This is a genomic window from Streptomyces sp. NPDC018000 (assembly GCF_044328025.1).
In the GTDB taxonomy this organism is placed as follows: Bacteria; Actinomycetota; Actinomycetes; order Streptomycetales; family Streptomycetaceae; genus Streptomyces.
In genome coordinates, this window is sequence record NZ_JBIRGM010000007.1 from 80781 (window position 1) to 106776 (window position 25996).

A 25996-nucleotide genomic window follows, 5' to 3' on the forward strand; every position below is an offset into this window, starting at 1 on the left:
ATGCGGGGATGCCGTCAGGCGCCCCGGTGGGTGCTTTGCCCTCAATCGCGGGATGGGCTGGATCGGACCGGACGGGCTTGATTTTGGCTCCCTGGGCTTGATCTGCCCGTCCGGGCAGCGCCCACTGCTTGGCAGCGCCCGCTACTCGGCAGCGCTCACTGCTTGGCGTCGCCCGCTACTTGTCCGGGCGGACCACGCCGAGGATCTGCATCGAGCCCGCGCCCGCCACCGTGACGTTCCGGCCGGGGCGGGGGGAGTGGATGATGGCGCCGTCGCCGATGTACATGCCCACGTGGCTGGCGTCGCCGTGGTAGATGATCAGGTCGCCGGGGCGCATGTCCTTGATCGCGATGCGGGGCAGCAGCCGCCACTGCTCCTGCGAGGTGCGCGGGATCGGCCGGCCCGCCGCCGCCCAGGCCTGTGACGTCAGCCCCGAGCAGTCGTACGAACCGGGGCCCTCGGCCCCCCAGACGTACGGCTTGCCGATCTGCGCGGTCGCGAAGGCCACCGCCTTCTTGCCGTTCGCACTCGCCTCGCGGTTGATGTCCTTCAGGGCGCCGGAGCTGAGCCAGGCCGTCTGCAGCTTGTACTCGGCCTCCTTCTCCAGCTTGAGCAGGCGGGCCCGTTCCTTCTTCTCCAGCTGGGATTCCAGCTTCTTCGCCGCGGCGATCTGCGCGTTGATCTTCTTCTTGGCCTCGGCCTGCTTGAGACGGTTGGCTTCGAGCTTCTTCCAGTTGATGCTCGCGTCCTGGGTGTACGTCTCCAGGTCCTGCTGGGTCCTGGTCAGTTCACCAAGGACGCCCTGGGCGGCCTGCTGGCCCTCCCTGACCCGGTTCACCCCGTCGAGGAACAGCTGCGGGTCGTCGCTGAGCATCAGCTGTGCGCCGGGCGGCAGTCCGCCGGTGCGGTACTGCTCGCGGGCCTGGGCGCCCGCCTGGTTCTTGAGCTCGGCGATCTTCGCCTTGCCCTCGACGATGGCCCTGGCCAGTTTGACGATCTCGTCGGACTGCTTCTTGGCCCGTTCCTCGGCGAGGTTGTACGCGTCGGTGGCCGCCCCGGCCTTGCGGTAGAGGGCGTCGATCTCCTCGCGTACCTCTTCGAGGCTCTTCTTCGGCGTCTTCGACCCGGAATCGGACCGGGTGTCGGGCTGCGTCACCGAGGGGGAGGGGGGTGCGGGCGCGGCGAAAGCCTGGACCGGCGCGGTGAGTACGGTCAGCGCACAGACCAGAGTGATCGCGGCTGCGGCAACGTGACGTCGGTTCACGAGATCCCCCTCCGAATGAACCCGATATGAATCCGAATGGATCCGATGAATCTGTTTTACCGTCAGTAACTCTTCGCCGACGACGAGATCGTGCCATGCCGTACCGAAAAGCAACAGAGGAACACGCGTGCTGTCCTGGCGGCCACACGGGTCGACCGACGTCCCGGGGATCGCTTCCCGCATCCCGGGAATCGCTTCCCATCGTCCTGACGAACGATGCCCGGTCCGCGTTCCCGCGCGCTTTACCGGACGCGGGCGCGCCGGGTCTGTTCAGGGCGTGTTGGGCTATCGGTTGGGCTGGAGGGCGGTCCACTTCACCGTGACTTCGCCCTGGCGCCACCGACGTACCCCGTCCGCCAGCGGCCAGTCGCCCGACAGCGCCCGCACCGCCGTGATCCAGCGCTGCCGGGCACCCAGTGAGGCGTACGGGGCGGCCGCGGCCCAGGCCCGGTCGAAGTCCCGCAGGAACGTGTGAACCGGTTCGCCCGGCACATTGCGGTGGATCAGCGCCTTGGGCAGTCGTTCCGCGAGGTCGGACGGGCGGTCCAGGGAGGCGAGCCGGGTCGCGAACGTCACCGTGCGCGGGCCTTCCGGGCCCAGCGCCACCCATACGTGCCGGCGTCCGATCTCGTCGCAGGTGCCCTCGACCAGCAGCCCGCCCGGCGCGAGGCGCGCGCACAGCCGCTGCCAGACGGCGACGACCTCACCCTCGTCGTACTGGCGCAGCACATTCGCCGCCCTGATGAGGCCGGGGCGCTCGGGGAGCGGGATCTCGAAGCCGCCGTGCAGGAAGGCGAGTCCCTCACGCTCGTACGGTTTCGCCGCCGCGACCCGCCCCGGGTCGATCTCTATGCCGACCACCGCCGTGCGCGGCTCGGCGGTGCGCAGGCGCTGCAGCAGTTCGACGGCGGTCCAGGGGGCGGCTCCGTACCCGAGGTCGACGGCGACGGGGGTGTCGGCGCGGCGCAGGGCCGGGCCGTGGGTGGCGGCGATCCAGCGGTCCATGCGGCGGAGCCGGTTCGGGTTGGTGGTCCCGCGGGTCGCGGTGCCGATGGGGCGCATGACAGGGAGCGTAACGATGTCGCGGGCGGCGGAAGGCGGCGCGGGGTGCCCGGGCCCGGTCCGGCCCGGTGGGCGGCGCGAGGTGCCCCCCATTTGCCGGTCGGTCTTACTGTAATGATTTGGTAAAGCGGAAATGAAAGGAGAGGTTCCGCTGTTGCAGCTCACCGAAAGGGGCGCGGGTCCCCTCGGTGTCGTGCCCTGAGTGAGGAGGACCGGACGACGTGAGTCAGTACGTCTCCCGGCTCGGCAGCAGCCGTGTCGCGCCACGCCTCAGGTTCCCTGCCGCCTTCCCCGGCGGCCCCCGCAAACCCCGCCGCATCGCGATGCTCTCCGTGCACACCTCGCCCCTGCATCAGCCGGGCACGGGTGACGCGGGTGGCATGAACGTCTACATCGTGGAGCTGGCCAAGCGCCTCGCCGCGATCAACATCGAGGTCGAGATATTCACCCGGTCCACCACCGGCGGGCTGCCCCCGGCGGTCGAGCTGGCGCCCGGTGTCCTGGTCCGGCATGTCGACGCGGGACCGTACGAAGGCCTGGCCAAGGAGGAGCTGCCCGCCCAGCTCTGTGCCTTCACGCACGGAGTCATGCAGGCGTGGGCCGGCCAGCGCCCCGGCTACTACGACCTGGTCCACTCCCACTACTGGCTCTCCGGCCATGTCGGCTGGCTCGCCGCCGAGCGCTGGGGTGTCCCGCTCGTCCACGCCATGCACACCATGGCGAAGGTCAAGAACGCGGCGCTCGCGGAGGGCGACACCCCCGAGCCCGCCGCCCGCGTCATCGGCGAGACCCAGATCGTCGGCGCGGCCGACCGGCTGATCGCGAACACCGCCGAGGAAGCGGATGAGCTCGTCCGCTTCTACGAGGCCGATCCCGGTTCCGTCGCCGTCGTACACCCCGGGGTCAACCTCGACCGCTTCCGCCCCGCCGACGGGCGCGCCGCGGCCCGGGCACGCCTCGGACTGCCGAAGGACGCCCTGATTCCGCTCTTTGCGGGCCGCATCCAGCCCCTCAAGGCTCCGGACGTGCTGCTGCGGGCCGTCGCCGTCCTGCTGGACCGCGACCCCTCGCTGCGTCGCCGGATGGTCGTACCGGTCGTCGGCGGCCCGAGCGGCAGCGGGCTCGCCAGGCCGGAAGGCCTGCAGAAGCTGGCGGCACGGCTGGGCATCGCCGATGTCGTACGGTTCCAGCCGCCGGTCGGGCAGGACCAGCTCGCCGAGTGGTTCCGGGCCGCTTCCGTGCTGGTCATGCCCTCGCACAGCGAGTCCTTCGGCCTGGTCGCCCTTGAGGCCCAGGCGGCGGGCACCCCGGTCGTCGCGGCAGCGGTGGGTGGTCTTCCGGTGGCGGTACGGGACGGGGTCAGCGGTTTCCTGATACCCGGGCACGACCCGCAGGCGTACGCACAGGCGCTGGGCCGGTTCGCCGAGGCGCCGGAACTGGTGGCCCGAATGGGCGCGGCGGCCGCCGCGCACGCGCGGGGCTTCGGCTGGGACACCGCCGCGTCCGCGACCGCCGACGTATACACGGCCGCGATGCACGAACAGCGCCGTCGCGTACGCTCGCACCATGGCTGACGTACCCGATGAAGCGGTGACGACGCAGGTCGCGCAGGCCGGCGCGCGGGCCTCGCACGTCACACAGGCCGCGCAGATCATCGAGGCGACCCTGAAGGACGCCGAACTCGAATGGGAGAGCCCCGAACCCGGCAGCTACGTCGTCAAGCTGCCCGGCACGCGGAAGCTGTCCACCACCTGCTCGCTGCGCGTCGGCAAGCACTCGCTCTCCCTCAACGCCTTCGTCGTCCGCCACCCGGACGAGAACGACGCGACGGTGCACCGCTGGCTGCTGGAGCGCAACCTCCGCCTCTTCGGCGTGAGTTACGCGATCGACCAGCTCGGCGACATCTATCTGGTCGGCAAGCTGCCGCTCTCCGTGATCACTCCGCAGGAGCTGGACCGGCTGCTCGGCACGGTCCTCGAAGCGGCCGACGGCGCGTTCAACACCTTGCTGGAGCTGGGCTTCGCGAGCGCGATCCGCAAGGAGTACGAGTGGCGGGTGTCGCGCGGCGAGTCCACGCGGAACCTCGACGCGTTCACACATCTGACCCAACGCCCCGCCGGCTGAGCTTCGACTCGGCTCTCGGGACTGACCTTCGACTCACCTCTCGGCCGACCGGGCCGAGAACGGGCGCTGCGGGCCGCTGGTCATTCCCGTGCCCGCAGCGCCGACTCCACGTCCTGCAGCGCCGTTTCGAGCTGCGGACCGACTTCCTTCCACGCCCAGTCCAGGTGCTCCTGGGAAACGCGGCGCGGAACGGTCTCCACCAGCATGATCAGATAGAGTTGACATGCTCCTCGGGCTGGGGCCCGAGGATTCTGGCCGTCGCTACCTGTCGCTGTGCCGCTGCGCGGCGCGATTGGGGTAGGTGATTCCGTGGCTTCCTGTTTCTTTGCGCTGTGCCAGAACAGGTTCTGGTCTTACCCGCGCTCCGCAGGCTGATACCGCCAGTCCGGCGGCCGCTTTCACATTCTGTGCGGCGTTGTGGTCCCGGTCGTGATGGGTGCCGCACGCGGGACATGTCCACTCCCGCACGTCCAGGGGTTTGGGTCCGTCCCGGTGACCGCAGGTGGAGCAGATCTGGCTGGTGGGCTCGAACCGGTCGATCTTCACAAACGTCCGCCCGAACCGTTGGGCCTTGTACTCCAGCATGTTCACGAACTGCGACCAGCCCGCGTCGTGCACACTCTTCGCCAGTCTCGTGCGCGCGAGTCCCGATACCGCCAGGTTCTCCACCGCGATCGCTTGATTCTCGCGGATCAGCTTCGTGGACAACTGATGGTGGAACTCTTTGCGTGCATCGGCTACGGCGGCGTGGGAGCGGGCGACCTTCGTGCGGGCCTTCTCCCGGTTCTTCGAACCCTTCTGCTTGCGGGACAGGTTTTGCTGGGCTTTCCTCAGCTTCTTCTCCGCCCGGCGCAGAAACCGCGGGGAGTCGATCTTCGTGCCGTCGGAGAGGACCGCGAAGTGCGTGAGCCCCAGATCGATACCGATCGCGGCATCGGGTGCCGGCCCCTCCCAGCGCTCCCGGTCCGTGTCAGGATCGGTCTCGACGACGAAGGACGCGAAGTACCGGCCCGCCGCATCCAGAATCACCGTCACACTCGACGGAACCACCGGCAGGCTCCGGGACCACTTGACCTTGATCTCGCCGATCTTCGGCAGCAGCAGCTTCCCGCCATCGGTGATCTTCCAGCGGGCATTCGCCGTGAACCGGATCGACTGCCTGCGGTCCTTGCGCGATCTGAAGCGGGGGGCACCCATCTTCGGACCCTTGCGCTCGCCCTTCAGAGAGGCGAAGAAGTTCTTGTACGCGACCTCCACATCCCGCAGCGCCTGTTGCAGGACAACCGAGGAGACCTCGGCCAGCCAGGCACGTTCCGGAGTCTGCTTGGCCCGGGTGATCAACCGCTGGGACAGATCGGCGGCGCTCGGGTAGGGCAACTCGGCCTTGTGGGCGTCCTCGCGGGTGCGCACCGCGTCGTTGAAGACGACGCGCGCGCACCCGAACGCCCGCGCCAGTGCGACGCGTTGGCCGGGCTCCGGGTACAGCCTGAAGGCGTACCGAAGCCGCATGACCGGCATCCTACATACGTGCGCGAGCCGCAGCCGCACGGACGCGTCGAACACCAACGGCCGCCCGCTCCCGCTCCCGTACCCGGCGAGGAAGTCCTCGTCCTCCTCCATGTCCGCGAACAGGGCGAGCGATACGAAGTCGGCGACCGGGTCGCCCCAGAACGTCCGCTCGCCGTCGATGATCCCGCCGATGGTGCGCGCACCGGGCTCCCCGTCGACGAGCAGGTTGCCCTGCCACAGGTCGAAGTGGACCAGGGCGGGCCGGGTGACATCGTCGAGCACGGGCGACGCGGCGGCGAGCAGCCTGCGGATTGCGGCCGTCGGGCGCGGCAACCGGGCGCGGTAGGTGTCCGCGTCGGCGAGGACGGCGTCGCTCATCGCCGTGAATGCCTGCCGCCAGGTCGGGGCCAATGGGCCCAACGCCCGGGCTGGATAGCCGAATCCGCCGGGGCCTGTGACGGAGTGCAGGCGGGCGACGATCCGCCCCAGCTCGTTCCTGAGCCGGTGCACCTCGGCATCGGACAGGGCGCGGTCGGCCGAGGCGCCGGCGATGTCGTGCCAGGGCTCTCCCGGGCAGGCCGACATGATCACGTATGGGCCGGTCGGGGCGTCCGGGTCGAGTTCGCGGTGCAGGACGCGGGGGACCGCCGCCGACTCGACCGCGAAGGTGTAGAACTCGACCTCGTTGACCAGCAGATCGCGCTCGTAGCTCATCAAGGTTCCGTCGGTCGTGGACGGCGGTATCTTCACCACCCAGTCGCTGCCGTCGGTGAGAGTCACCCGGGTGACAGCGTTGAACATGTCTCCGGCGAGGGGCGACTGTGGCGATCCGGTCCTCCGTCACGCCAACGGACCGGAGAACGGCCGCGGTTGTGTCATCTGACTGCATGGGGTGAATTGCCCCTCTGTGTTGGCATTTGATCCGGATTGCGAAGGCGGACAGCGTATTCACAGGTTCATCACGGCGCCATCACGATCGCATCCCATGCCCTAGTTGATTGATCGTCAAACCAAATCCCGCTCATAGAGTGAGCGAAGCCCGAAGACCCAGTTCAGAGAGACGGACCGGACCATGCGATCTACCGCCATACGCCGTACTGCTGTTGCCGCCACCGCGGTGTCCCTGGCCCTGCTCGTCACCGCATGCGGTGGCGGTTCGGACTCCGGTTCCGATTCCGGTTCCGGTGACAAGGGGACGGATGCCAAGGGCAAGGAGTCGGCCGTCAAGGCACTGACCGCCGCCGAGCTGGAGAAGGCCGTGCTGGCTCAGGGTGACGTCAAGGGGCACAAGATCACCAAGGTTGCGGCCAAGGACGACATCTCCGGCGATGACATCAAGGTCGAGAAGAAGGCCTGCGCCCCGCTCATCAACGCGCTGATGGGGGTGCAGGTCGGTGAGCCCGCGGCGTTCACCAAGCGGACGGTCGTCAGCGAGCCCAAGAAGGGCAGCATGGACAAGCAGGACGGCGCGAATGCCGAAGACGCGTTCAAGGCGGCGTTCGACATCACGACGACGCAGCTGGCCCTCGGCTCGTACGACGGCAAGGGTGCGGAGGAGTCGGTCGCCGCGCTGCGCACCGCCGCCACCGACTGCGCAGGCGGGTTCGACTTCACGGCAGCCGGTGAGAAGCAGAAGGTCAGCAAGATCACCGAGGAGCAGGTCAAGGGCGGGGAGGACGCGGCCGCCTGGACGGTCGAGATGGGGCAGGGCGGCGAGAAGGTTCAGCTCAAGCTCGTGGCCATGCGCCAGGGCCCCTCGTTCGCCTCGTTCTCCTCGATGAACCTGGCCGCGATGGGCGGGGGCGAGGACTTCGAGCTGCCGACCGCGGTGGTCGAGGCCCAGGCCGCGAAGCTGGCATAGGGGCCGGCCGCAGCTCTGCGCGTCCCTCGTAACGGCGGTCCTGTGCCGGGTGGCCGGCGCCGTGTCCGTGGAGAATCCGGGAATGAGCCAGGCCCGCCCGGGCGCCCGGAGTATCTCCTCGGTCCGGCGCTGGTTCAGGGGAGCGGGACGAGTCTCACCACGGTGACGATCAGAACCGATCCGGAGACGTAATAGAGCACGATCGCCCCGGCGACCGTCGCCTCGCGGCGGTCGCGCTCGCTCTTGACGGCGGACGATCCGTGTCCGTACGGGTCCACGCCCAGGGTGCGGGCCATCTCGTCCCGGAAGGTCTTGCCGTCGCGCATCTTGGCCAGGGAGTCGTCGGCGGGCGGGGCGTAGGAGATGCGGAAGCTCAAGCGACGCTCCGCCTCTCGGCCTCGTCCTGCGCCAACCGGTCCAGGATTTTCTCGGCTTCCGGATCGGGTACGGCCTCCAGCATCCAGTGCCGCATGACCGCCTGGATCTCGTCCACACCGGCGTCGTTGATGGCGCGGTCGAACTCCTCGCGTCTCTCTTCGGGCAGGGTGGCCCGGATGTCAGGAATGCTGTTGGGTACGTCGACTTCGGCGCCGCCGACGATGGTCTTCAGGGGCTCGCCCATGGTTGCTCTCCCCGCTCTCCTTGCTCTCTGCGCACGGCCCGTCCGATCGGCTCCGCCCATGCGCGGGCCGGTGCTCGGGCCACGGTAGCGCCAGAGGGCGCGGCCGACGCGGAGTCCACGCGATGCGTTCTCGGCGACGTGGTGAGCGCCGTCGAAGCCATGACGACAGCTCAATACCACCCGGCGCTCCACCACTTCGGCGACAATCCCCGACACCGCGCAACTCACCACCGAGCGGCATCGGGCGGACGGCCCTCGGCGGGGAATGAGACCTCGCGCCGAGGAGGCGTGTCCCGGCTAGCATTCCTGCGCCGTGCTCGGAGGCGACAACTACCCGCCAGGGAAGGGGCATTCATGGCAAAGGACACTGATCTCGGCGCTCGCACGGCAGCGAAGGCCGGGCTCGGCGAATTCTTCAGCACCCACCGGTTGTTTCGCCCGACTCCGCTGCCTTATCTGCTGCTTGCCGTGTGTGCGGCCATACTGATCGCGTGGGTGCCCGCGCTGATCGCGGACGGCATCGCTGGATCGCTCATCGTCTTCGGTGTCCTCGCGGCCGCCATCGTGGCCTATTGCTGGCTCCCGCCCTCCAAGGGCATCTCGCGCGTCGTCCTGTACGAGCACGGACTCCTGCTCGTGTCCTCGCAGTGGCCGGCTCCCCGTGCCCTGCACCGGGACCAGATCGCGTTGATCCAGACGGCGGCGACACAGAGCGATGTCACCTTCGGCACGGCGGGCCCGGCCACGACTATCACGCACGGCTACGTAGCCATCTGGCTGCACGACAAGCCCAGGCCGATCGTGATCCGCAAGGCATGGGCGCCCGGCGTTCTGCGCACCGGCCTGGAATACCTGGCCGACGATGACGACAGCGAGTGAACGAACACGTCGTTCAAAGCTGCCGGGGGCTGTCACTCGCGAGGGCCGGCCGCAGTCGCAGACCTCACCCCGCGGCGTGCCCCTGCGAGCCGTGACCCGGCCGTAGCCAAAGGCCCCCTGCCGGCGGAAAACCCGCAGGCAGGGGGCTTGATCGTGCGGGCTTGCTTCTTCTTGCCCTGGGTTTTACGGGTGATCACGGCGACCAGCGTTTTCCCGGCTCTGCACCCTGATCGCCGACGGCCGATCTCCCGTCATTGGTGTTGTCGGCTGCTGTCGATCGCCGAGAACCGGCCGGTCAAGGCACGGTGCTTGCCTGGAGCGGCTGCTGAGCCTCCCTGCCCTGCTGCTTTGATCAGAGCATGACCCACACTGATGATCCGGCTGGCGACAGATCTGGGCGGATGAGCCGTTCTGTCGTTTTCGGCGGGGCTTCCGTTGCGTTCTGGTTCTGCTGCCCGTTCTGGATGCTCGTCTGGGTTCTGGCCCTGCCGCTTGGCCTCACGGGCCTCGTCCGGAGTGCCATCGAATATCGCGCTGCCTCACGACAAGGTGTCAGTCGTGCGCAGCCTCTGGCCGGCCTGGCGCTCTCGTCGGTGGGGACGGCAGCGGCCGTTGCGTACATGCTCTTTGTGTTCACCCATCCGGACCTGCCGATTCAGGAGTAGGTCGGTGGAGTCTCGATGACCAATCGAGCTCACGAGCGATCTTGAAAACCGTCGTGGCGCGAGTCACCGTGGGTTCAAATCCCACACTCACCGCATGTGGACGGCCCCTGGTCAGCCAACTCGGTCGGGGGCCGGTCTCGTCTCTGAATACCGTGACCGCCCGGTTTTTCCCGTGGCTCCCCGCTCTGGCGGGCACGCGAGGGGCACGCGCAATGACTCTGGCGGAGTCAAGTGATAATCGGTTGGCAGGACGTTGGCTGGGTGCTAAGGGCCAGCTCGTTTGCAGAATTGACTACGTGGGTCACGGATTCGTCATCTGTGTAAGTTAGAGGGAAGGTTACTTCGGTCATCACTTTTCTCCTTTTAAGGGTCCTGCCTAGATTGGGCAGGACCCTTAAACTATCTATCGCGCCAATTGTTAAAGCTTGACTTTGCGTCAGAAGCGCTTCCACCAAGGGCCATTGTTGGGCGCCTTATCCCAGGGGCGGTGGCGGCCGATGCCGGGCCGCCGGTGGTAGTGCGGCCAATAACCACCTCGGCCGGCAAGGACGCCATTGCCCCGGCCGAGGCGATGACGCGCGCCCTGTGGGAAGGCCAGACCTCCCGCCACGGCGGACAGGCACCCACGGTGCCCGAAGCCCTGGAGGCCGCCCGCGCCGGCATCCATCTGGCTGCTGCCCTGGTTCAGTGGTTCGTCTCCGGTGCGGTGGTCCGTACTCCCTGATCCGAAGCCAGGATGCACACGCTTGCAGTGTCAGCGCGTCCAACAGGTCCAGGCCCAGCCCGTCCACGGTCTCCGGCATCCTCTTCACGCCTGCACCGTCCGCGGCCGATTCAGGATCTTCATCAGGTGTCCCTTCTGGTGAAGTTCCCACCTAATTCATGACACTCCCGATGCACGCCTACTGCCGGTCGGTCTTAGCATCATTGCAGTTGAGAGTCGAATACGAGCTCGGAGAACTCCAAGAGGTACTCCTCCGTGGACCATTTTCCTTCGACCTCAACGCGGTACGCCGTCTTGTGCTGATGGGCAAAGACCCGCCTGCGTACTTCTTTGGAAACGTCATTGGTATAGGTCTTCGTCTGCTGGAGCAGACACTCTTGCGCTTCCTCTGCCGTGCCAGAGAACTCCTCGATGTGGTTGAGGCTTTGGACCCCTGAGGAGTGAGCGAGGAGGAAGGCTGTTATCTGCCATGTGGACATGTGATGCTCTCCCTGGTTTGTGGGCGGAGTTCGCGGGTGGGCAGAGGGCTCCTCTGCCCACCCGCGGCTCGCTTTGCTGTGGTGTGCGTGGTTACCGCAGGTAGCTAAGAGTTGTCCCGTAAGTGGGTTCCGTGGCCGGTGGGCGTCAGAGGAAGGCCAGCGGGACGTTTTTCTCGATGCAGAGCCGCAGGACGCCCGCCAGCTGGCGGGCGTCCTCGATGTGTTGCTGGAGGAGCTGGTCGCCGCCCTCTCGTGCCCACTGGTCGGTGATCGCCTCCAGCCGGAGCAGAATCGACCTGCAGTCGGCGGGCGAGAGGTCGTCACCGCTGTCATCCAAATGATCGAGGAGTGGCTCCAGAGCGGTGGACACATCGCTCCACGGGCGCTCGCCGCCGAAGCCCCACATCTCGGAGAGGACGAACCCCTCGGTCTCGGCCAGACGCCGCCGGAACGCGGCAAAGCCGCTGTAGGACCAGGAGACATCCGGACTGCTGTTTTCTCCGTCGCCCGGGAAAAGAACCAGCCCCATGTGCCCTCCCTGCTTGCCGGGCACACAGGATCGAGGACATGGGGCAGCGTCGGCAACTGGGATGATCTTGGCGTGGCTGGTGTGATCATGGCGTCGGAGTCGTCCTGGATAGCCCCGTTCACCGGGCTGAGCCCGCGTGCCTTCGGGAAGCTGGTGACGGTTCTGCGGCGCGAGGGTGTGGACGTGACCGCAAGGGCCGGCCGTGGAGCCTGCCGCTGGAGGACCGGGCACTGCTGGTCGCGGCTTACCGGCGAACGAACCTGACTATGCGACAGCTCGCCCCGCTGTTCGGGGTGTCCAAGTCGGCCGCCGACCGCATCATCGACAACCTTGGGCCGATGCTCGCGCTCCGGCCCCGCAAGCGGCTGATCTTCAGTGGGCCCAATGGTGGCCACGTCTGGCGTACGTCGCTGAATGAGGACCACTGGAAGCCCGCTCTGGCGTCCGTGGGCGTCATCCCGAAGGCAAGAGCCGGGAGCACACCGCCGCGCGGGAGCACACCGCCGCGCGGGAGCACGGCATGCACGCCCTCAGGCACTTCTACGCGTCCGTGCTGTTGGACGCGGGCGAGAGCATCAAGGCCGTCGGCGAATACCTTGGGCACTCCGACCCTGGGCTGACGTTGAAGGTGTACGCGCACCTCATGCCCAGCAGCCGGGACCGTGCCCGCAAGGCGCTCGGCCAAGCGCTTCGGCCGTCGCAGGATCCGCCGCGCTGAGGGCCCCCTGTGGACCCAGGACGTGAAAATGCCTCCCACCCGCACAGAAAGTGCAGGTGGGAGGCATGATCGCTTTTCCCGTTACTTCTTGCCCTGGTTCTTCACGGCCTCGATGGCGGCCTTCGCCGCGTCCGGGTCGAGGTACGTGCCGCCCGGCTTGATCGGGCGGAAGCCGGCGTCCAGCTCGTAGGCGAGCGGGATGCCGGTCGGAATGTTCAGGCCCGCGATGTCGGCGTCGGAGATGCCGTCGAGGTGCTTGACCAGGGCGCGGAGGCTGTTGCCGTGGGCGGCGACCAGGACCGTGCGGCCGGCCAGGAGGTCCGGGACGATGCCGTCGTACCAGTACGGCAGCATGCGGACGACGACGTCCTTGAGGCACTCGGTGCGCGGACGCAGCTCCGGCGGGATCGTCGCGTAGCGCGGGTCGTCGCTCTGGGAGAACTCGGTGCCATCCTCAAGGGCGGGCGGCGGGGTGTCGTACGAGCGGCGCCAGAGCATGAACTGCTCCTCGCCGAACTCGGCGAGCGTCTGCGCCTTGTCCTTGCCCTGCAGAGCACCGTAGTGGCGCTCGTTCAGCCGCCACGTGCGGTGGACGGGGATCCAGTGGCGGTCCGCGGATTCCAGCGCGAGCTGCGCGGTGCGGATGGCGCGCTTCTGGAGGGACGTGTGCAGGACATCGGGGAGCAGACCGGCGTCCTTGAGCAGCTCACCGCCGCGGACTGCCTCCTTCTCGCCCTTCTCCGTGAGGTTGACGTCCACCCAACCGGTGAACAGGTTCTTCGCGTTCCATTCGCTCTCGCCGTGGCGGAGGAGGATCAGCTTGTACGGTGCGTCGGCCATGCGTCCGAGCGTAATCGAAGCCGTACGGGCGCTGCGCGGCCGGTCACAGGGCGGACAGGTGGGGCGGGCGAGGGGCGTGTGGGGGCCCGGGCCGGGACGATTGACGGTCGGCGTCAATTGACTGGCGGACCGGAATCCGGGATTCGTAACGTTCGTACAGTCGCCGGGCCACTTACCGGTGGTGTCCGTTCCGTACTCCCTGGGGGGATTCCCTATGTCTGTCGCCGGTATCAGACGGGCCGCACGCGAGTCCGTGTCCGGTCTCCCCAGGGAGTTCTGGTGGCTGTGGACCAGCACGCTGGTCAACCGCCTCGGGGCGTTCGTCGCCACGTTCATGGCGCTCTACCTGACCCTGGAACGGGGCTACTCCGCCTCGTACGCCGGTCTGGTCGCCGCGCTGCACGGGCTCGGCGGGGTCGTCTCCTCGCTCGGTGCGGGGGTGATGACCGACCGGCTGGGCCGCCGGCCCACCATGCTCATCGCGCAGACCTCGACCGCCGTGTCCGTGGCCGTGCTCGGGTTCATGGTCGATCCGGTGGCGATCGCCGCCGTCGCCTTCGTCGTCGGCATGGCCAGCAACGCCTCGCGGCCTGCCGTGCAGGCCATGATGGCCGACATAGTCCGGCCCGAGGACCGGGTGCGGGCCTTCTCGCTCAACTACTGGGCGATCAATCTGGGCTTCGCCGTCTCGTCTGCCGGGGCCGGGTTCGTCGCCGAGTACAGCTATCTCGCCGGGTTCCTCGGCGAGGCCGCGATGACGCTCGTCTGCGCCTTCGTCGTTTTCATGAAGGTGCCCGAGTCACGGCCCGAGAAGTCGGCGGTGTCCGGGCGTGCGGTCACCGGCGCGGACGAGATCCGGCTCTCCACCGTGCTGCGCGACGGGCGGTTCATGAGCGTCGTAGGGCTGTCCTTCGTCATCGCCCTGATCTTCCAGCAGGGGTATGTGGGGCTGCCGGTGGCCATGGGGGCGGACGGTTTCTCCAGCTCCGACTTCGGCACCGCCATCGCCGTCAACGGTGTGCTGATCGTGGTGCTTCAGATCCCGGTCACCCGCTTCATCCAGCACCGCGATCCGCGCCGGCTGCTCATCGTGTCGTCGCTGCTGGCGGGGTACGGATTCGGACTCACCGTATTCGCCGGTTCGGTCGCCGCGTACGCACTGACCATCTGCGTCTGGACGGTTGCCGAGATCGTCAACTCGCCCATCCAGACAGGCCTGGTGGTCCGGCTCTCGCCCGCCCAGGGCCGCGGCCGCTACCAGGGCATGTACACGATGTCCTGGTCGGCGGCGGCGCTGATCGCACCGCTGATGTCGGGTGTGGTGATCGACCGTTTCGGGGCGCAGTGGCTGTGGGGGACCTGCGCGGTGCTGGGGACCGGGGCCGCGCTCGGGTACTGGCTGCTGATGCGGAATCTGCAGGGGGAGGACGGGGCGGCCGCCGAGGGCAGCCGGGTGGCCGAGAGCGGCCGGGGCGCGGAGAGCGCCGGCCCGGCGGGGCCGGGTGCCGACGCCGATGCCGGTCGCGGTCACCACGCCGGACCCGAGCCCTCTGCCGAGCGGATGGGCTGAGAGCCTGCCGGGCGACCTCCGACCGGGGGTCGCCCGGCAGGCTCTGAGGCCACCGCCTTGCCGCCGGGTCCGCACACGAAAGGCGCCCCGCGTGGAGCAGCCTGCTCCACGCGGGGCGCCCTACAGGCCGGCCGGTCAGCCGCAGCAGCCACCGCACTGGCACGGGGCCCCGGACTGGCAGCCGCATCCGCAGCCCGAGCCGCAGCCGCAGGCGCCGAGCACGGTCAGGTGCACCACTTCAGCGGTTGTCTCCTGCGGGGGGTCGGTCATGGGGGAATCGGCCATGGTTCCTCCTCATTGCGCACGACAGATTGCACACGACGGATTGCGCACGACAGGGCCGTACGCCACAACGATGCGCGTACGACCGGGGCGTACGGACAAGGCGTGCCGCCCCACGCCATTGCATGCCCAACCGGGCGGGCGCATCAACGGCGCACATGCGCAGAGACGCGTGCGCGACCCGGACGCGACGATGTACGCCGTTACGCGCCCTCCACCGGTGACTGCTGCTGGATCTCGTCGGCGTGCTCGCCCGTCACCAGGTAGACCACCCGCTTGGCGACCGACACCGCATGGTCGGCGAAGCGCTCGTAGTAGCGGCCGAGCAGCGTCACGTCGACGGCGGTCTCGATGCCGTGCTTCCAGCGGTCGTCCATCAGGTGCTGGAACAGCGTGCGGTGCAGCAGGTCCATCTCGTCGTCGTCCTGCTCCAGCTGGAGCGCCAGATCGACGTCCTTGGTGATGATCACCTCGGCGGCCTTGGCCATCAGGCGCTGCGCCAGCTGTCCCATCTCCAGAATGGTGGCGTGCAGGTCGTGCGGCACCGGTGACTGCGGGAACCGCAGCCGGGCCAGCTTGGCCACGTGCTGGGCGAGGTCGCCCGAGCGCTCCAGGTCGGCACTCATCCGCAGTGACGTGACCACGATCCGCAGATCGGTCGCCACGGGCTGCTGGCGCGCGAGCAGGGCTATGGCCCGCGCTTCCAGGTCGTGCTGGAGGTCGTCGACCTTCTGGTCCGCGGCGATCACGCTCTCCGCGAGCTTGAGATCGGCATCGAGCATGGACGTCGTCGCCCGGCCGATCGCCGACCCGACGAGCCGGGCCATCTCGACCAGCCCCTCGCCGATCGAGTCGAGTTCCTCGTGGTACGCGTCACGCATGGAAGTCCCTCTCCAGTCCTCTGTGTAAGGCCGGGGCCAGGTATGAACCCCACGCTGCCACCCTGGGCGGTGTACGCGTCGCCTTCCGGCCGACCAAGTGAACCAACACTTGCTCCTCGGTGAACTCTGGGCGACGAGTGTCCGGATACCCACTTGGACGGCTGGGAGAGTCCTCCCGGACCCGCATAACCTTGACGTATGGACGTGAACGCGGCACTCGCCGCAGCTGCGGCGATCGGCGGTGCGTGCACCGGCGTGATTGCCATGCTGGCGTTCCGCTGGAGCGAGCGCGACCAGAAGAAGCCGACGCGAGCGTCCCTGCGGCCTGACAGCAACGCCCCCCTGCCCCCCGGAGTGGACACGGTCCTGTCCGTGCTCAGCTCTTCCGCGGTCGTGCTCGACGAGAGCGACAGCGTGGTCAAGGCCAGCTCCGCCGCCTATGCGCTGGGACTGGTCAGGGGCGGGCGGCTCGCCGTCGACGCGATGCTGCTCATGGCCAGGGACACCCGCCGCGACGGCGAGATACGGCAGGTCGAACTGGACCTTCCAAGGCGCGGTACGGGCCGTGGCGAGGCACTCGCGGTCTCCGCCCGGGTCGCCCCGCTGGGCTCCCGGCTGGTGCTCCTGCTGGTCGAGGACCTCACCGAGGCACGCCGTATAGAAGCGGTACGACGCGACTTCGTCGCCAATGTCAGCCATGAGCTCAAGACCCCGGTCGGCGCGCTCTCGCTGCTCTCCGAGGCCGTGCTGGACGCCTCCGACGACCCGGCGGCGGTGGAGCGGTTCGCGGGGCGGATGCAGATCGAGGCGACGCGGCTGACCAACCTCGTACAGGAGATCATCGACCTGTCCAGGGTGCAGAACGACGACCCGCTGGAGGACGCCGAGCCGGTCCGGGTGGACGAGCTGGTGGCCGAGGCCATCGACCGCTGCCGCCAGCAGGCCGGCTCGAAGCAGATCACCATGGCAGCGGGCGGCACCGCGGAGCTTCGCATCTGGGGCAACCGCGGCCAGCTCGCAGCGGCGCTCGGCAACCTCGTCGAGAACGCCGTCAACTACAGCCCCGCCCGTACCCGAGTGGGCATCGCGGCCAGGCGGCTGTCCGTACCCGGCGGGGACCAGATCGAGATAGCCGTGACCGACCAGGGCATCGGCATCTCGGAGAAGGACCGCGAGCGGGTCTTCGAACGCTTCTACCGCGTCGACCCGGCCCGTTCACGGGCCACCGGTGGCACCGGCCTCGGCCTCGCCATCGTCAAGCACGTGGCCGCCTCGCACGGCGGGGAGGTCACGGTCTGGAGCTCGGAGGGCCAGGGCTCCACCTTCACCCTGCGGCTGCCCGAAGCGGGCTCCGTACGGGAACGCGACCGCAGCTCGGGCGGACCGCTCATCGTCAAAGGCGACGAGGGCCCCTGCGGACCCGCTCACCCCGACACCCTTGATCCATTCCCTGCCCCGGAGGTCCTTCCGTGACCCGAGTGCTCGTCGTCGAGGACGAGGAATCCTTCAGCGACGCCCTGTCCTACATGCTCCGCAAGGAGGGCTTCGAAGTCGCCATCGCGGCCACGGGCCCGGACGGGCTTGACGAGTTCGAGCGCAACGGCGCCGACCTCGTGCTGCTCGACCTGATGCTGCCGGGCCTGCCCGGCACGGAGGTCTGCCGTCAGCTGCGCAGCAGGTCCAATGTCCCCGTGATCATGGTCACGGCCAAGGACAGCGAGATCGACAAGGTCGTCGGCCTGGAGATAGGGGCCGACGACTACGTCACCAAGCCGTTCTCCTCGCGGGAACTCGTCGCCCGTATCCGTGCGGTGCTGCGCCGGCGCGGTGAGCCGGAGGAGGTCACGCCGGCCGCCCTGGAGGCGGGCCCGGTCCGGATGGACGTGGACCGCCACGTCGTCACGGTCTCCGGCGGCAAGGTCGACCTCCCGCTCAAGGAGTTCGACCTGCTGGAGATGCTGCTGCGCAACGCCGGCCGGGTCCTGACCCGCATGCAGCTGATCGACCGGGTCTGGGGCGCGGACTACGTGGGCGACACCAAGACCCTCGACGTCCATGTCAAGCGCCTGCGCGCCAAGATCGAGCCCGACCCGGGTGCACCGCGCTTCCTGGTGACGGTGCGGGGCCTGGGATACAAGTTCGAGCCGTAAACCGGACCGTATGCGACGGCGGAGGGCGCCCCCGAAGGGGAGTGCGCCCTCCGCCGTCCGCGTACCCGCGTACGGTCAGTCGGTCTGCGACGAGGCGGACGAGGCGTCGCTCGGGGAGGCCGTGCCGCTGTCGGCCTCCGACCCGCCCGCCGGAGTCCCCGGCTTTCCGGAGGCGGAACCGGACGGCGTGGCGGAGGACGTCGCTCCGGGCGACTGCGACGGTGTCTCCGGCAGCGAGCTCGGACCGAAGCCCGTGAAGTAGCTGCTCGCCGGAACGACGAACGTGTCGAGCGGGACCTCACCGGTCGAGCTGAACTTGAAGACGACGGGCTGCACATTGCCGGCCTGCGCGGCCTCGCGGCTGCTCCCGATCACGGCGGACGCGTTGCCCTTGCCGCCGAGGATCACGCTGCCGCCGGCCGGGACCACGACGGGGCCGGAACCCGTGGCAGCGTGCAGCTCCACCGCGGCGCTCGAACCCGGCAGGGTGATGGAGTCCAGGGTCTGCGGCTTGACGCCGCTGTTGAACAGCGTCGCACTGACGACGGCCGGGCCCTCGGCGTCGCGCTCGGGCTGGGTGATGACGTTCGCGTTCTGGATGCTGATGTCACCGGAGGTGGTGGCAGCGGCGTCCGGCCTGATATTGAGCGACGCGGCGTCATTGCCCGCACCGCACGCGGTGAGCGAGGCGATCGAGAACGCGATGGCTGTGGCGGCGAGGGCGCCGTGTCGAAGGCTGCGGCTCACGGCGGCGGCAACTCCTTGAACGTTCGGACTGCGGACGGGGGCAGGCGACGTAAAGCCGCCCTAAGGGTGTGTCAGCGGCCTTAGGCTACCGAGCCACCCCTTCAGCCCCGCACCCGACCCGCCCCTTCGCGCCCCGGCACTTCCCGGGGCCGGTGCCGTTCGGGGACCGAGCCCTGCCGGGGTTTGCGGACCGGCGCATCCCGAATCCGGTCGACACGCGCCGTTCGCATATCGCCGGTGATCAATTCATGGAGCGTGGCGCATTCTGCTCGTATAAGCGATCACACCGGGGCGCTGATCAATTCCATTGATCAGCCGCACTTACCTCCGTACGGGTGATCGATCTTCGAACGGAGTACGGAAAGTCCAGCATCCAGAATCCGGCAAAATGGGGCGTTCGGCCACTTCGGAGTGGGGTTCGGATGCGTGTATCGTGCGCGTTTCGCCCCGCCCGTACAGCCGCTCCGACCTGCGAATACCGTCTTCCGGGAGCCTGTCGCAGCACGTACGCGTTGCTGTTGTCAAGCCCGGAGATATGCCCTGACCTGCGGAAACGCCATTCAGGAGAAGCTGTTCTCGTGTTACCCTTGATAGCCACGGAAGGGGTACCTGTCACATGACGTTCAAGGTTGGCGACACCGTGGTCTATCCCCATCACGGGGCCGCGCTGATCGAGGCTATCGAAACTCGCCAGATCAAAGGCGTGGACAAGACCTACTTGGTGCTCAAGGTCGCCCAGGGCGACTTGACGGTTCGTGTGCCGGCGGACAATGCGGAGTTCGTGGGTGTGCGCGACGTAGTCGGGCAGGAGGGGCTGGACCGGGTCTTCGAGGTGCTGCGTGCGCCGTATGCCGAAGAGCCGACGAACTGGTCCCGGCGCTACAAGGCAAATCTGGAGAAGCTCGCCTCCGGCGATGTCATCAAGGTCGCCGAAGTTGTTCGCGATCTCTGGCGTCGCGAGCGCGAGCGGGGACTCTCCGCAGGTGAGAAGCGCATGCTTGCCAAGGCTCGCCAGATTCTGGTGAGCGAGCTCGCTCTCGCGGAGAACACGAACGAAGACAAGGCCGAGGCTCTGCTCGACGAGGTACTCGCGTCCTGAACCGGCTCGTGCCGGTCGTAAAAAATGTGCCGCGGTGCCCGCTGACTATCGTATTCACGGTATGTCGCCGGGCGCTGCGGCATGTCCGGATTCAGCCGCGAGGTGTCTGGATTTCGTTCTGAATCGCCGATGCGTTGGCTTCATCGGCGATCCCCCCGATACGTTGCTCGTGATCTTGTATAGCCGATCCCGAGCGACCGGTGCGGCTTGTCCGACCTCGACCGGGTGTCACGGAAAGGGGCCTCGGTCGAGTCATGGCGTGGCGCCCGGCTCGCTTGTGGCCATACCCATGTCGGCTGTGGAAACAAACATGCCGAAGCTTCGGAGTGCAACCGATGTCTGATCAATCGCGTCCGTACCGCACCGCCGCCGTGGTTCCCGCGGCCGGACGCGGCGTACGGCTCGGCCCGGGCGCCCCCAAGGCGCTCCGCGCGCTGGGCGGGACGCCCATGCTCATCCATGCGGTACGGGCCATGGCGGCGTCCCGTTCCGTCTCCCTGGTCGTCGTCGTCGCGCCGCCGGACGGCGCCCCCGAGGTCAAGAATCTGCTGGACGAGCACGCCCTGCCCGAGCGCACCGACTACCTCGTCGTGCCCGGCGGTGAGACCCGCCAGGAGTCGGTGCGGCTCGGCCTCGACGCCCTGCCCGAGGGCATCTCCGTCGTCCTCGTCCACGACGCGGCGCGCCCGCTGGTGCCCGTCGACACCGTGGACGCGGTGATCGAAGCCGTACGGGACGGGGCGCCCGCCGTCGTCCCCGCGCTGCCGCTCGCCGACACCGTCAAGGAGGTCGAGCCCGGTCCGCCGGGGGAGCCGGAGCCGGTCCTCGCCACGCCCGTAAGGGCCAGGCTGCGCGCCGTACAGACTCCGCAGGGCTTCGACCGCGACACGCTCGTGCGCGCGCACAAGACCGTCGCTGTCAGCGGCGACGGTGCCACGGACGACGCCGGCATGGTGGAGCAGCTCGGGGCGCCCGTCGTGGTCGTACCCGGGCACGAAGAGGCGTTCAAGGTGACCCGGCCGCTGGATCTGGTGCTGGCCGAGGCGGTACTCGCGCGCAGGAGGGCGAACGATGGCTTCTGAGGAACGGTCCGGACCCGTGATCCCGCTCGTCGGGATCGGCACGGACATCCATGCCTTCGAAGAGGGCCGCGAGCTGTGGTGCGCGGGACTGCTGTGGGAGGGCGAGGGGCCCGGCCTGGCAGGCCACTCCGACGCCGATGTCGTCGCGCACGCCGCGTGCAACGCACTCTTCTCGGCTGCCGGGCTCGGCGACCTCGGGCAGCATTTCGGGACGGGCCGGCCCGAGTGGTCCGGCGCCGCCGGAGTCACCCTGCTGGCCGAGGCGGCGCGGATCGTACGGGCCGAGGGATTCGAGATCGGCAATGTCGCCGTCCAGGTCGTCGGCGTGCGGCCGAAGATCGGCAAACGGCGCGACGAGGCGCAGAAGGTGCTGTCGGCCGCCGTGGGGGCGCCCGTCTCGCTCTCCGCCGCCACCTCCGACGGGCTCGGCTTCACCGGGCGGGCCGAGGGCCTCGCGGGGATCGCGACCGCGCTGGTCTACCGCACGGGCTGACCCGCATCACTCGGCCCTTGGCTCGGCCCTTGGCGCCGCGACCGGCAAGGTTTGTCCCGGGCGAACACTGCCGGTCGCGGCACCGGAGACACTTCGCTGCCACAGACTCTTCCCCGCGATCCATAAAGGGGTCGCGGGGCACTGGTGCACGCCCACTACCCTTGAGGCGTGACTATTCGCCTGTACGACACCAGCGCCCGGCAGATCCGTGACTTCGTCCCGCTCACAGCAGGCTGTGTCTCGATCTACCTCTGTGGCGCGACCGTGCAGGCCGCCCCGCACATCGGGCACATCCGGTCCGGGCTGAACTTCGACATCATGCGCCGCTGGTTCGCCTACCGCGGCTACGACGTCACGTTCGTCCGGAACGTCACCGACATCGACGACAAGATCATCACGAAGTCGGCCGATCAGGGCCGCCCGTGGTGGGCCATCGGCTACGAGAACGAGCGGGCGTTCAACGCCGGCTACGACGCGCTCGGCTGCCTCCCGGTCACCTACGAACCCCGCGCGACCGGCCACATCACCGAGATGATCGAGATGATGCGGGGCCTGATCGAACGCGGTCACGCCTACGAGGCCGACGGCAACGTCTACTTCGACGTGCGGTCGTTCCCCGGCTATCTGGAGCTCTCCAACCAGAGCCTGGACGACCTGCGCCAGCCCTCCGGCGAGGGCGAGACCGGCAAGCGCGACCAGCGCGACTTCGCGATGTGGAAGGCCTCCAGGCCCGGCGAACCCAGCTGGGAGACCCCGTGGGGCCGCGGCCGGCCCGGCTGGCACCTGGAATGCTCCGCCATGGCCCACAAGTACCTCGGCGCCGCCTTCGACATCCACGGCGGCGGCATCGACCTGATCTTCCCGCACCACGAGAACGAGATCGCCCAGGCCAAGGCCTTCGGCGACGAGTTCGCCAGGTACTGGGTGCACAACGGCTGGGTCACCATGTCCGGCGAGAAGATGTCGAAGTCCCTCGGCAACTCCGTGCTGGTCAGCGAGATGGTCAAGCAGTGGCGGCCGATCGTGCTGCGCTACTACCTCGGCACCCCGCACTACCGGTCGATGATCGAGTACAGCGAGGAGGCCCTGCGCGAGGCCGAGTCCGCGTTCGCACGGATCGAGGGCTTCATCCAGCGGGTCATCGAGAAGGCGGGCGGCGAGGTCGTGGCCGCCTCCGAGGTGCCGCCCGCCTTCGCCGAGGCGATGGACGACGACTTGGGCGTCCCGCAGGCGCTCGCGATCGTCCACACCACGGTCCGCCAGGGCAACTCCGCACTCGCCGCCGACGACAAGGAAGCCGCCGTCGCCCGGCTCGCGGAGGTCCGCGCGATGCTCGGTGTGCTCGGCCTCGACCCGCTCGACGACCACTGGGCCGGAGAGAGCGACCGCGGCGACGATCTGCACGGGGTCGTCGACACCCTCGTACGCCTCGTCCTGGACCAGCGCGAGTCGGCCCGCGAGCGCAAGGACTGGCCCGCCGCCGACGCCATCCGCGACCAGCTGGGCCAGTCCGGACTCGTCATCGAGGACAGCCCCACCGGACCACGATGGACACTCGGCCCGCGCCAGTAGTCCACCCATGTGCTGCCCGGCGTCCCGGGCGGCACACTTCACTTGTACGCACGCATGTCTGAGAAGCAACGAAACAGGTAGGTCATGGCCGGGAACAGCCAGCGCAGGAACCGCCGCACGTCCAACAAGAAGGGCGCGCAGGTAGGCAGCGGTGGGCAGCGACGCCGTGGCCTCGAGGGCAAGGGCCCGACGCCGCCCGCCTCCGCCCGCAAGGGACACAAGAAGAACCGGATCGCCAACGCCCAGGCCAAGCAGGCCGCGGCCCGCCGCCCCGCGCCCCGGCGCGGCGGCGCCAAGGGCACGTCCGAGATGGTCGTCGGCCGCAACCCGGTCTACGAGGCCCTGCGCGACGGCGTCCCGGCGACGACCCTGTACGTCCAGCAGTACATCGACAACGACGAGCGGGTCCGCGACGCGCTCCAGCTCGCCGGCGAGCGGGGCAACGTCAACCTGATGGAGGCCCCGCGCCCCGAGCTGGACCGGATGACGAACGGCCTGAACCACCAGGGTCTCGTCCTCCAGGTCCCGCCGTACGAGTACGCGCACCCGGAGGACCTCACCGCCGCCGCGTACGACAGGGGCGAGGACCCGCTGATCGTCGCCCTCGACGGCGTCACCGACCCGCGCAACCTGGGCGCGATCGTGCGCTCCGTCTCCGCGTTCGGCGGCCACGGCGTCGTCGTGCCGGAGCGGCGCGCGGCCGGGATGACGGCGGGCGCCTGGAAGTCCTCGGCCGGCACGGCGGCCCGTACGCCGGTCTCCCGGGTGACGAACCTGACCCGGGCCCTGGAGGGCTACCAGAAGGCCGGTCTCACGGTCGTCGGCCTCGCCGCGGACGGCGAGCACACCGTCGAGGACCTGGAGGCCCTCGACGGCCCCGTCGTCATCGTCATCGGCAGCGAGGGCAAGGGCCTGGGCCGCCTCGTCGGCGAGACCTGCGACTACCGGGTCCGCATCTCGATGCCGGGCGGTGCGGAGTCGCTGAACGCGGGTGTCGCGGCCGGGATCGTCCTGTACGAGGTCGCGCGGCGCCGGGCCTGAATGCACCCGGCCGGGGGGCGGCCGACCGGGGCGCCCCCTGCCGGACCCCATTGACGGGCCTCTGACACTTCGGGCCCGTCAAGGCAGTGTCCTAAACACACATCACTCGGTTAGATGAGTGTGGACACCAGAACGCCTCGGTTCGACGAACTACCCGCCCTGAGCATGGCCAAGGTGGACTGCGACCCTGCGCAGGTCATCGTCAACCACGCCAGCTTCCGGGTGCGGCTCGCCCCCGGCCAGCGCCCGCGGCTGCGCGGTCCGGCCCCGGCCGGCGCGCCCAGGATCCCCGCCATGAGCAGCGCCGCCGGAACAGTGCGCGGCAGGCGCTCGCCCGTCGTGTGGAGCGGCCGGTCCGCCCCCGGCGACCCCGGCGCCACCGGACTCCTCCAGGCCGTACGGAACTCCACCGCGGGCCGCCCGACCCCCGCGTACGACCCCTACGACTACGACCCCTACGCCGGGCACGAGTTCGGCGGTGGGCCCGGCGCGGGCGGCACGCAGGTCATCGAGCGCCTGGAAGAGACCCGGCCCAACCCCGTCATCACCGCGCCCCAGCAGCCGGGCCGTCACGGCAACGGCCCCCTGCTGCCGCCCATGCGCCGGGCGGTCGGCGCCTACGACTCCGTCGACCCCGGGCCGTACGGCCAAGAGGTATACGGCGAGGGCGACTTCGGCGAGGGCGGCTTCGGCGAGGACGAGTACGACGACTTCGCCGAGGGCCGGGGCCGGCGCCACGGCGGCGACACCGTACGGCACGCGTACTATCCCGGGCGCCGGATGAACCTGGGCGTCGTGCTGCTGCCCATGCGGGTCTTCCTCGGCTTCATCTCCATCTATGCGGGGATGGGCAAGCTGTGCGACCCCGTCTACTTCGACGGCGGCGAGCGCGGCTCCATGGTCAAGTGGCTGAGCTCGCTGCACCCCTGGGGGCTGGCCGAGCCACTGCGCGACTTCGCGCTCTCGCACCCCGTCGGCGCCGGACTCACCGTCGCCTTCCTCCAGGTCGTCGTCGGCGTCCTCACCGTCCTCGGTCTCTGGCAGCGCGTCGCCGCCTCCGTCGGGGCTCTCCTCTCCGCCGCCCTGCTGGTCACCGTCACCTGGCGCACCGTCGCCGTCTACGACGCGCCCGACATCATCTACCTCGCCGCCTGGAGCCCGCTGATCATCGCGGGCGCCCCCGTCTACTCCGTCGACGGACGGCTCTCCGGTGAGGCCTGGCGCAGGCTCGGCCCGCGCTCGGCGATCTGGGACCTCCGCCGCCGGGTGCTGGGCCGGGGCGCCGTCGTCGCCGCCGTCGTCGTCGGCCTCACCCTTCTCGTGGGCTCCATGCTCGGCGGCGCGGTCCGCTCCTCCCAGGTCGTCACCGTGCCCGGTCACGGCGACCCGACCAACCAGCTCCCCGGCTCCCCGCTCCCGCAGGAGTCCCGCAGCGGCCGGGCCTCCCACACGCCCGACGGGCGACGACCCTCACCCTCCCGCAGCAGCGCCTCCACCACCCCGTCCGCCACGGCGTCCACACCCGCTGCGGACGCCGTTCGCGAGTCCGGCCAGGCGGTGGCCGGTGCCGGTCAGCCCAGCCAGACCCAGGGCACCGCCCAGCAGCCGCAGCAGACGACCCCGCAGCAGCCGCCGTCCAGCAGCTCCGGCCCGAGCTCTTCCGGCTTCACCGGCACCGGCGGCGGCTCGTCGGGCAGCGGCTCCACGGGCGGCGGCTCGGACAGCGGCGGCTCCACCGGCGGAACGTCCGGCGGTGGGCAGGGCGCCATCGGCGGCCTGCTCGGCTGAGAGCCTGGACCGAAG

At 69.2% G+C, this 25996-nt stretch carries 26 protein-coding genes and 3 pseudogenes; 17 read left to right on the forward strand and 12 right to left on the reverse strand.

Going from position 1 to position 25996, the window contains the following annotated elements:
- Window positions 1-175 precede the first annotated feature (175 nt).
- Together ACH4EW_RS18100 and ACH4EW_RS18105 are read right to left on the reverse strand one after the other, a co-directional pair.
- Window positions 176-1264 (reverse strand): NlpC/P60 family protein, encoded by a 1089-nt coding sequence (locus tag ACH4EW_RS18100; protein ID WP_398257925.1) that lies wholly within the window; start codon window positions 1262-1264, stop codon window positions 176-178.
- 285 nt (window positions 1265-1549) lie between these two features.
- Window positions 1550-2326, reverse strand: a complete 777-nt coding sequence (locus ACH4EW_RS18105) for a class I SAM-dependent methyltransferase (RefSeq protein WP_398257927.1) — start codon at window positions 2324-2326, stop codon at window positions 1550-1552.
- 221 nt (window positions 2327-2547) lie between these two features.
- Between ACH4EW_RS18105 and mshA the strand changes: the two genes are divergently transcribed.
- Together mshA and ACH4EW_RS18115 are read left to right on the forward strand one after the other, a co-directional pair.
- Complete coding sequence (mshA, locus tag ACH4EW_RS18110) at window positions 2548-3900, forward strand: D-inositol-3-phosphate glycosyltransferase (protein ID WP_398257929.1); 1353 nt, start codon at window positions 2548-2550, stop codon at window positions 3898-3900.
- Window positions 3893-4450, forward strand: coding sequence for a YbjN domain-containing protein (locus tag ACH4EW_RS18115; RefSeq protein ID WP_398257931.1), 558 nt, complete (start codon window positions 3893-3895; stop codon window positions 4448-4450). The genes mshA and ACH4EW_RS18115 overlap by 8 nt, the downstream gene beginning before the upstream one ends.
- 80 nt (window positions 4451-4530) lie before the next feature.
- Here ACH4EW_RS18115 and ACH4EW_RS18120 read toward each other — a convergent pair whose 3' ends face one another.
- The 3 genes and pseudogenes from ACH4EW_RS18120 to ACH4EW_RS18130 all read right to left on the reverse strand — a co-directional run.
- On the reverse strand, window positions 4531-4656 hold the full coding sequence (locus ACH4EW_RS18120; RefSeq protein ID WP_398257933.1) for a hypothetical protein: 126 nt from the start codon (window positions 4654-4656) through the stop codon (window positions 4531-4533).
- Window positions 4657-4711: 55 nt separating this feature from the next.
- Window positions 4712-5959: an RNA-guided endonuclease InsQ/TnpB family protein gene (locus tag ACH4EW_RS18125; protein ID WP_398258226.1), complete on the reverse strand. Its 1248-nt coding sequence runs from the start codon at window positions 5957-5959 to the stop codon at window positions 4712-4714.
- A gap of 123 nt (window positions 5960-6082) precedes the next feature.
- A pseudogene (locus ACH4EW_RS18130) lies at window positions 6083-6760 on the reverse strand (phosphotransferase family protein); the annotation flags it as partial.
- A gap of 271 nt (window positions 6761-7031) precedes the next feature.
- On the opposite strand from ACH4EW_RS18130, the gene ACH4EW_RS18135 reads away from it, so the two are divergent.
- Window positions 7032-7820, forward strand: coding sequence for a hypothetical protein (locus tag ACH4EW_RS18135; protein WP_398257935.1), 789 nt, complete (start codon window positions 7032-7034; stop codon window positions 7818-7820).
- Between the two features lie 134 nt (window positions 7821-7954).
- On the opposite strand, the gene ACH4EW_RS18140 is transcribed toward ACH4EW_RS18135, so the two are convergent.
- Window positions 7955-8197: a hypothetical protein gene (locus ACH4EW_RS18140; protein WP_398257937.1), complete on the reverse strand. Its 243-nt coding sequence runs from the start codon at window positions 8195-8197 to the stop codon at window positions 7955-7957.
- Complete coding sequence (locus tag ACH4EW_RS18145; protein WP_398257939.1) at window positions 8194-8442, reverse strand: hypothetical protein; 249 nt, start codon at window positions 8440-8442, stop codon at window positions 8194-8196. The genes ACH4EW_RS18140 and ACH4EW_RS18145 overlap by 4 nt, the downstream gene beginning before the upstream one ends.
- A 354-nt stretch (window positions 8443-8796) precedes the next feature.
- Here ACH4EW_RS18145 and ACH4EW_RS18150 point away from each other — a divergent pair, with 354 nt between their 5' ends.
- From ACH4EW_RS18150 to ACH4EW_RS18160, 3 genes are all read left to right on the forward strand, one after another.
- A complete protein-coding gene (locus ACH4EW_RS18150; RefSeq protein WP_398257941.1) occupies window positions 8797-9321 on the forward strand; it encodes a hypothetical protein in 525 nt (174 codons plus the stop codon).
- Between the two features lie 359 nt (window positions 9322-9680).
- The gene (locus tag ACH4EW_RS18155) at window positions 9681-9986 is read left to right on the forward strand and encodes a hypothetical protein (RefSeq protein WP_398257943.1); all 306 of its coding nucleotides are present in this window, start codon (window positions 9681-9683) and stop codon (window positions 9984-9986) included.
- Between the two features lie 487 nt (window positions 9987-10473).
- Window positions 10474-10710 (forward strand): hypothetical protein, encoded by a 237-nt coding sequence (locus ACH4EW_RS18160; RefSeq protein ID WP_398257945.1) that lies wholly within the window; start codon window positions 10474-10476, stop codon window positions 10708-10710.
- Window positions 10711-10910: 200 nt separating this feature from the next.
- Here ACH4EW_RS18160 and ACH4EW_RS18165 read toward each other — a convergent pair whose 3' ends face one another.
- Window positions 10911-11189 carry a hypothetical protein gene (locus ACH4EW_RS18165; RefSeq protein WP_398257947.1) on the reverse strand — a complete coding sequence of 93 codons (279 nt, stop codon included), beginning with the start codon at window positions 11187-11189 and terminating at the stop codon, window positions 10911-10913.
- Window positions 11190-11334: 145 nt separating this feature from the next.
- The gene (locus tag ACH4EW_RS18170) at window positions 11335-11718 is read right to left on the reverse strand and encodes a hypothetical protein (protein WP_398257949.1); all 384 of its coding nucleotides are present in this window, start codon (window positions 11716-11718) and stop codon (window positions 11335-11337) included.
- A 72-nt stretch (window positions 11719-11790) separates the two neighbouring features.
- Between ACH4EW_RS18170 and ACH4EW_RS18175 the strand changes: the two are divergent.
- Window positions 11791-12083, forward strand: a pseudogene (locus ACH4EW_RS18175) (transposase family protein); the annotation flags it as partial.
- A pseudogene (locus tag ACH4EW_RS18180) lies at window positions 12078-12436 on the forward strand (tyrosine-type recombinase/integrase); the annotation flags it as partial. The pseudogenes ACH4EW_RS18175 and ACH4EW_RS18180, both read left to right, overlap by 6 nt.
- A gap of 81 nt (window positions 12437-12517) precedes the next feature.
- Here ACH4EW_RS18180 and ACH4EW_RS18185 read toward each other — a convergent pair.
- Entirely contained in the window at window positions 12518-13276 is a 759-nt protein-coding gene (locus ACH4EW_RS18185; RefSeq protein ID WP_398257951.1) for a phosphoglyceromutase, read from the reverse strand.
- A gap of 214 nt (window positions 13277-13490) precedes the next feature.
- Between ACH4EW_RS18185 and ACH4EW_RS18190 the strand changes: the two genes are divergently transcribed.
- Entirely contained in the window at window positions 13491-14846 is a 1356-nt protein-coding gene (locus tag ACH4EW_RS18190; RefSeq protein ID WP_398257953.1) for an MDR family MFS transporter, read from the forward strand.
- 485 nt (window positions 14847-15331) lie between these two features.
- On the opposite strand, the gene phoU is transcribed toward ACH4EW_RS18190, so the two are convergent.
- Window positions 15332-16009, reverse strand: a complete 678-nt coding sequence (gene phoU, locus ACH4EW_RS18195; protein ID WP_351206122.1) for a phosphate signaling complex protein PhoU — start codon at window positions 16007-16009, stop codon at window positions 15332-15334.
- A 198-nt stretch (window positions 16010-16207) separates the two neighbouring features.
- Here phoU and ACH4EW_RS18200 point away from each other — a divergent pair, with 198 nt between their 5' ends.
- On the forward strand, window positions 16208-17482 hold the full coding sequence (locus tag ACH4EW_RS18200) for a sensor histidine kinase (protein WP_398257956.1): 1275 nt from the start codon (window positions 16208-16210) through the stop codon (window positions 17480-17482).
- Window positions 17479-18159: a response regulator transcription factor gene (locus ACH4EW_RS18205; protein ID WP_030977814.1), complete on the forward strand. Its 681-nt coding sequence runs from the start codon at window positions 17479-17481 to the stop codon at window positions 18157-18159. The genes ACH4EW_RS18200 and ACH4EW_RS18205 overlap by 4 nt, the downstream gene beginning before the upstream one ends.
- A 75-nt stretch (window positions 18160-18234) precedes the next feature.
- Here ACH4EW_RS18205 and ACH4EW_RS18210 read toward each other — a convergent pair whose 3' ends face one another.
- Window positions 18235-18906, reverse strand: a complete 672-nt coding sequence (locus tag ACH4EW_RS18210) for a DUF461 domain-containing protein (RefSeq protein ID WP_398257959.1) — start codon at window positions 18904-18906, stop codon at window positions 18235-18237.
- Between the two features lie 616 nt (window positions 18907-19522).
- Between ACH4EW_RS18210 and ACH4EW_RS18215 the strand changes: the two genes are divergently transcribed.
- The 6 genes from ACH4EW_RS18215 (at window position 19523) to ACH4EW_RS18240 (ending at window position 25981) form a co-directional block, all read left to right on the forward strand.
- A complete protein-coding gene (locus ACH4EW_RS18215; RefSeq protein WP_006380568.1) occupies window positions 19523-20005 on the forward strand; it encodes a CarD family transcriptional regulator in 483 nt (160 codons plus the stop codon).
- Window positions 20006-20340: 335 nt separating this feature from the next.
- Entirely contained in the window at window positions 20341-21087 is a 747-nt protein-coding gene (gene ispD / locus ACH4EW_RS18220; RefSeq protein WP_398257961.1) for a 2-C-methyl-D-erythritol 4-phosphate cytidylyltransferase, read from the forward strand.
- Window positions 21077-21580 (forward strand): 2-C-methyl-D-erythritol 2,4-cyclodiphosphate synthase, encoded by a 504-nt coding sequence (ispF, locus tag ACH4EW_RS18225; protein ID WP_398257963.1) that lies wholly within the window; start codon window positions 21077-21079, stop codon window positions 21578-21580. Before ispD ends, ispF begins: the two co-directional genes overlap by 11 nt.
- Window positions 21581-21748: 168 nt before the next feature.
- Window positions 21749-23152, forward strand: coding sequence for a cysteine--tRNA ligase (gene cysS / locus ACH4EW_RS18230; RefSeq protein ID WP_398257965.1), 1404 nt, complete (start codon window positions 21749-21751; stop codon window positions 23150-23152).
- A gap of 84 nt (window positions 23153-23236) precedes the next feature.
- Window positions 23237-24193 carry a 23S rRNA (guanosine(2251)-2'-O)-methyltransferase RlmB gene (gene rlmB / locus ACH4EW_RS18235; RefSeq protein WP_398257967.1) on the forward strand — a complete coding sequence of 319 codons (957 nt, stop codon included), beginning with the start codon at window positions 23237-23239 and terminating at the stop codon, window positions 24191-24193.
- A gap of 114 nt (window positions 24194-24307) precedes the next feature.
- Window positions 24308-25981, forward strand: a complete 1674-nt coding sequence (locus ACH4EW_RS18240) for a DoxX family membrane protein (RefSeq protein WP_398257969.1) — start codon at window positions 24308-24310, stop codon at window positions 25979-25981.
- The last annotated feature ends 15 nt before the right edge of the window (window positions 25982-25996 follow it).

Excerpts from the sequence above, each read along its gene's own strand:
- ACH4EW_RS18170 (WP_398257949.1), bottom strand. The coding sequence starts at position 11,718 with ATGGGGCTGGTTCTTTTCCCGGGCGACGGAGAAAACAGCAGTCCGGAT.
- ACH4EW_RS18120 (WP_398257933.1), bottom strand. The coding sequence starts at position 4,656 with ATGCTGGTGGAGACCGTTCCGCGCCGCGTTTCCCAGGAGCACCTGGAC.
- ACH4EW_RS18155 (WP_398257943.1), top strand. The coding sequence starts at position 9,681 with ATGACCCACACTGATGATCCGGCTGGCGACAGATCTGGGCGGATGAGC.
- ACH4EW_RS18200 (WP_398257956.1), top strand. The coding sequence starts at position 16,208 with ATGGACGTGAACGCGGCACTCGCCGCAGCTGCGGCGATCGGCGGTGCG.
- phoU (WP_351206122.1), bottom strand. The coding sequence starts at position 16,009 with ATGCGTGACGCGTACCACGAGGAACTCGACTCGATCGGCGAGGGGCTG.
- ACH4EW_RS18215 (WP_006380568.1), top strand. The coding sequence starts at position 19,523 with ATGACGTTCAAGGTTGGCGACACCGTGGTCTATCCCCATCACGGGGCC.
- ACH4EW_RS18105 (WP_398257927.1), bottom strand. The coding sequence starts at position 2,326 with ATGCGCCCCATCGGCACCGCGACCCGCGGGACCACCAACCCGAACCGG.
- ACH4EW_RS18165 (WP_398257947.1), bottom strand. The coding sequence starts at position 11,189 with ATGTCCACATGGCAGATAACAGCCTTCCTCCTCGCTCACTCCTCAGGG.
- ispD (WP_398257961.1), top strand. The coding sequence starts at position 20,341 with ATGTCTGATCAATCGCGTCCGTACCGCACCGCCGCCGTGGTTCCCGCG.
- ACH4EW_RS18145 (WP_398257939.1), bottom strand. The coding sequence starts at position 8,442 with ATGGGCGAGCCCCTGAAGACCATCGTCGGCGGCGCCGAAGTCGACGTA.
- rlmB (WP_398257967.1), top strand. The coding sequence starts at position 23,237 with ATGGCCGGGAACAGCCAGCGCAGGAACCGCCGCACGTCCAACAAGAAG.
- ACH4EW_RS18135 (WP_398257935.1), top strand. The coding sequence starts at position 7,032 with ATGCGATCTACCGCCATACGCCGTACTGCTGTTGCCGCCACCGCGGTG.
- ACH4EW_RS18150 (WP_398257941.1), top strand. The coding sequence starts at position 8,797 with ATGGCAAAGGACACTGATCTCGGCGCTCGCACGGCAGCGAAGGCCGGG.
- ACH4EW_RS18125 (WP_398258226.1), bottom strand. The coding sequence starts at position 5,959 with ATGCGGCTTCGGTACGCCTTCAGGCTGTACCCGGAGCCCGGCCAACGC.
- ACH4EW_RS18115 (WP_398257931.1), top strand. The coding sequence starts at position 3,893 with ATGGCTGACGTACCCGATGAAGCGGTGACGACGCAGGTCGCGCAGGCC.
- ispF (WP_398257963.1), top strand. The coding sequence starts at position 21,077 with ATGGCTTCTGAGGAACGGTCCGGACCCGTGATCCCGCTCGTCGGGATC.
- ACH4EW_RS18185 (WP_398257951.1), bottom strand. The coding sequence starts at position 13,276 with ATGGCCGACGCACCGTACAAGCTGATCCTCCTCCGCCACGGCGAGAGC.
- ACH4EW_RS18190 (WP_398257953.1), top strand. The coding sequence starts at position 13,491 with ATGTCTGTCGCCGGTATCAGACGGGCCGCACGCGAGTCCGTGTCCGGT.
- ACH4EW_RS18240 (WP_398257969.1), top strand. The coding sequence starts at position 24,308 with ATGAGTGTGGACACCAGAACGCCTCGGTTCGACGAACTACCCGCCCTG.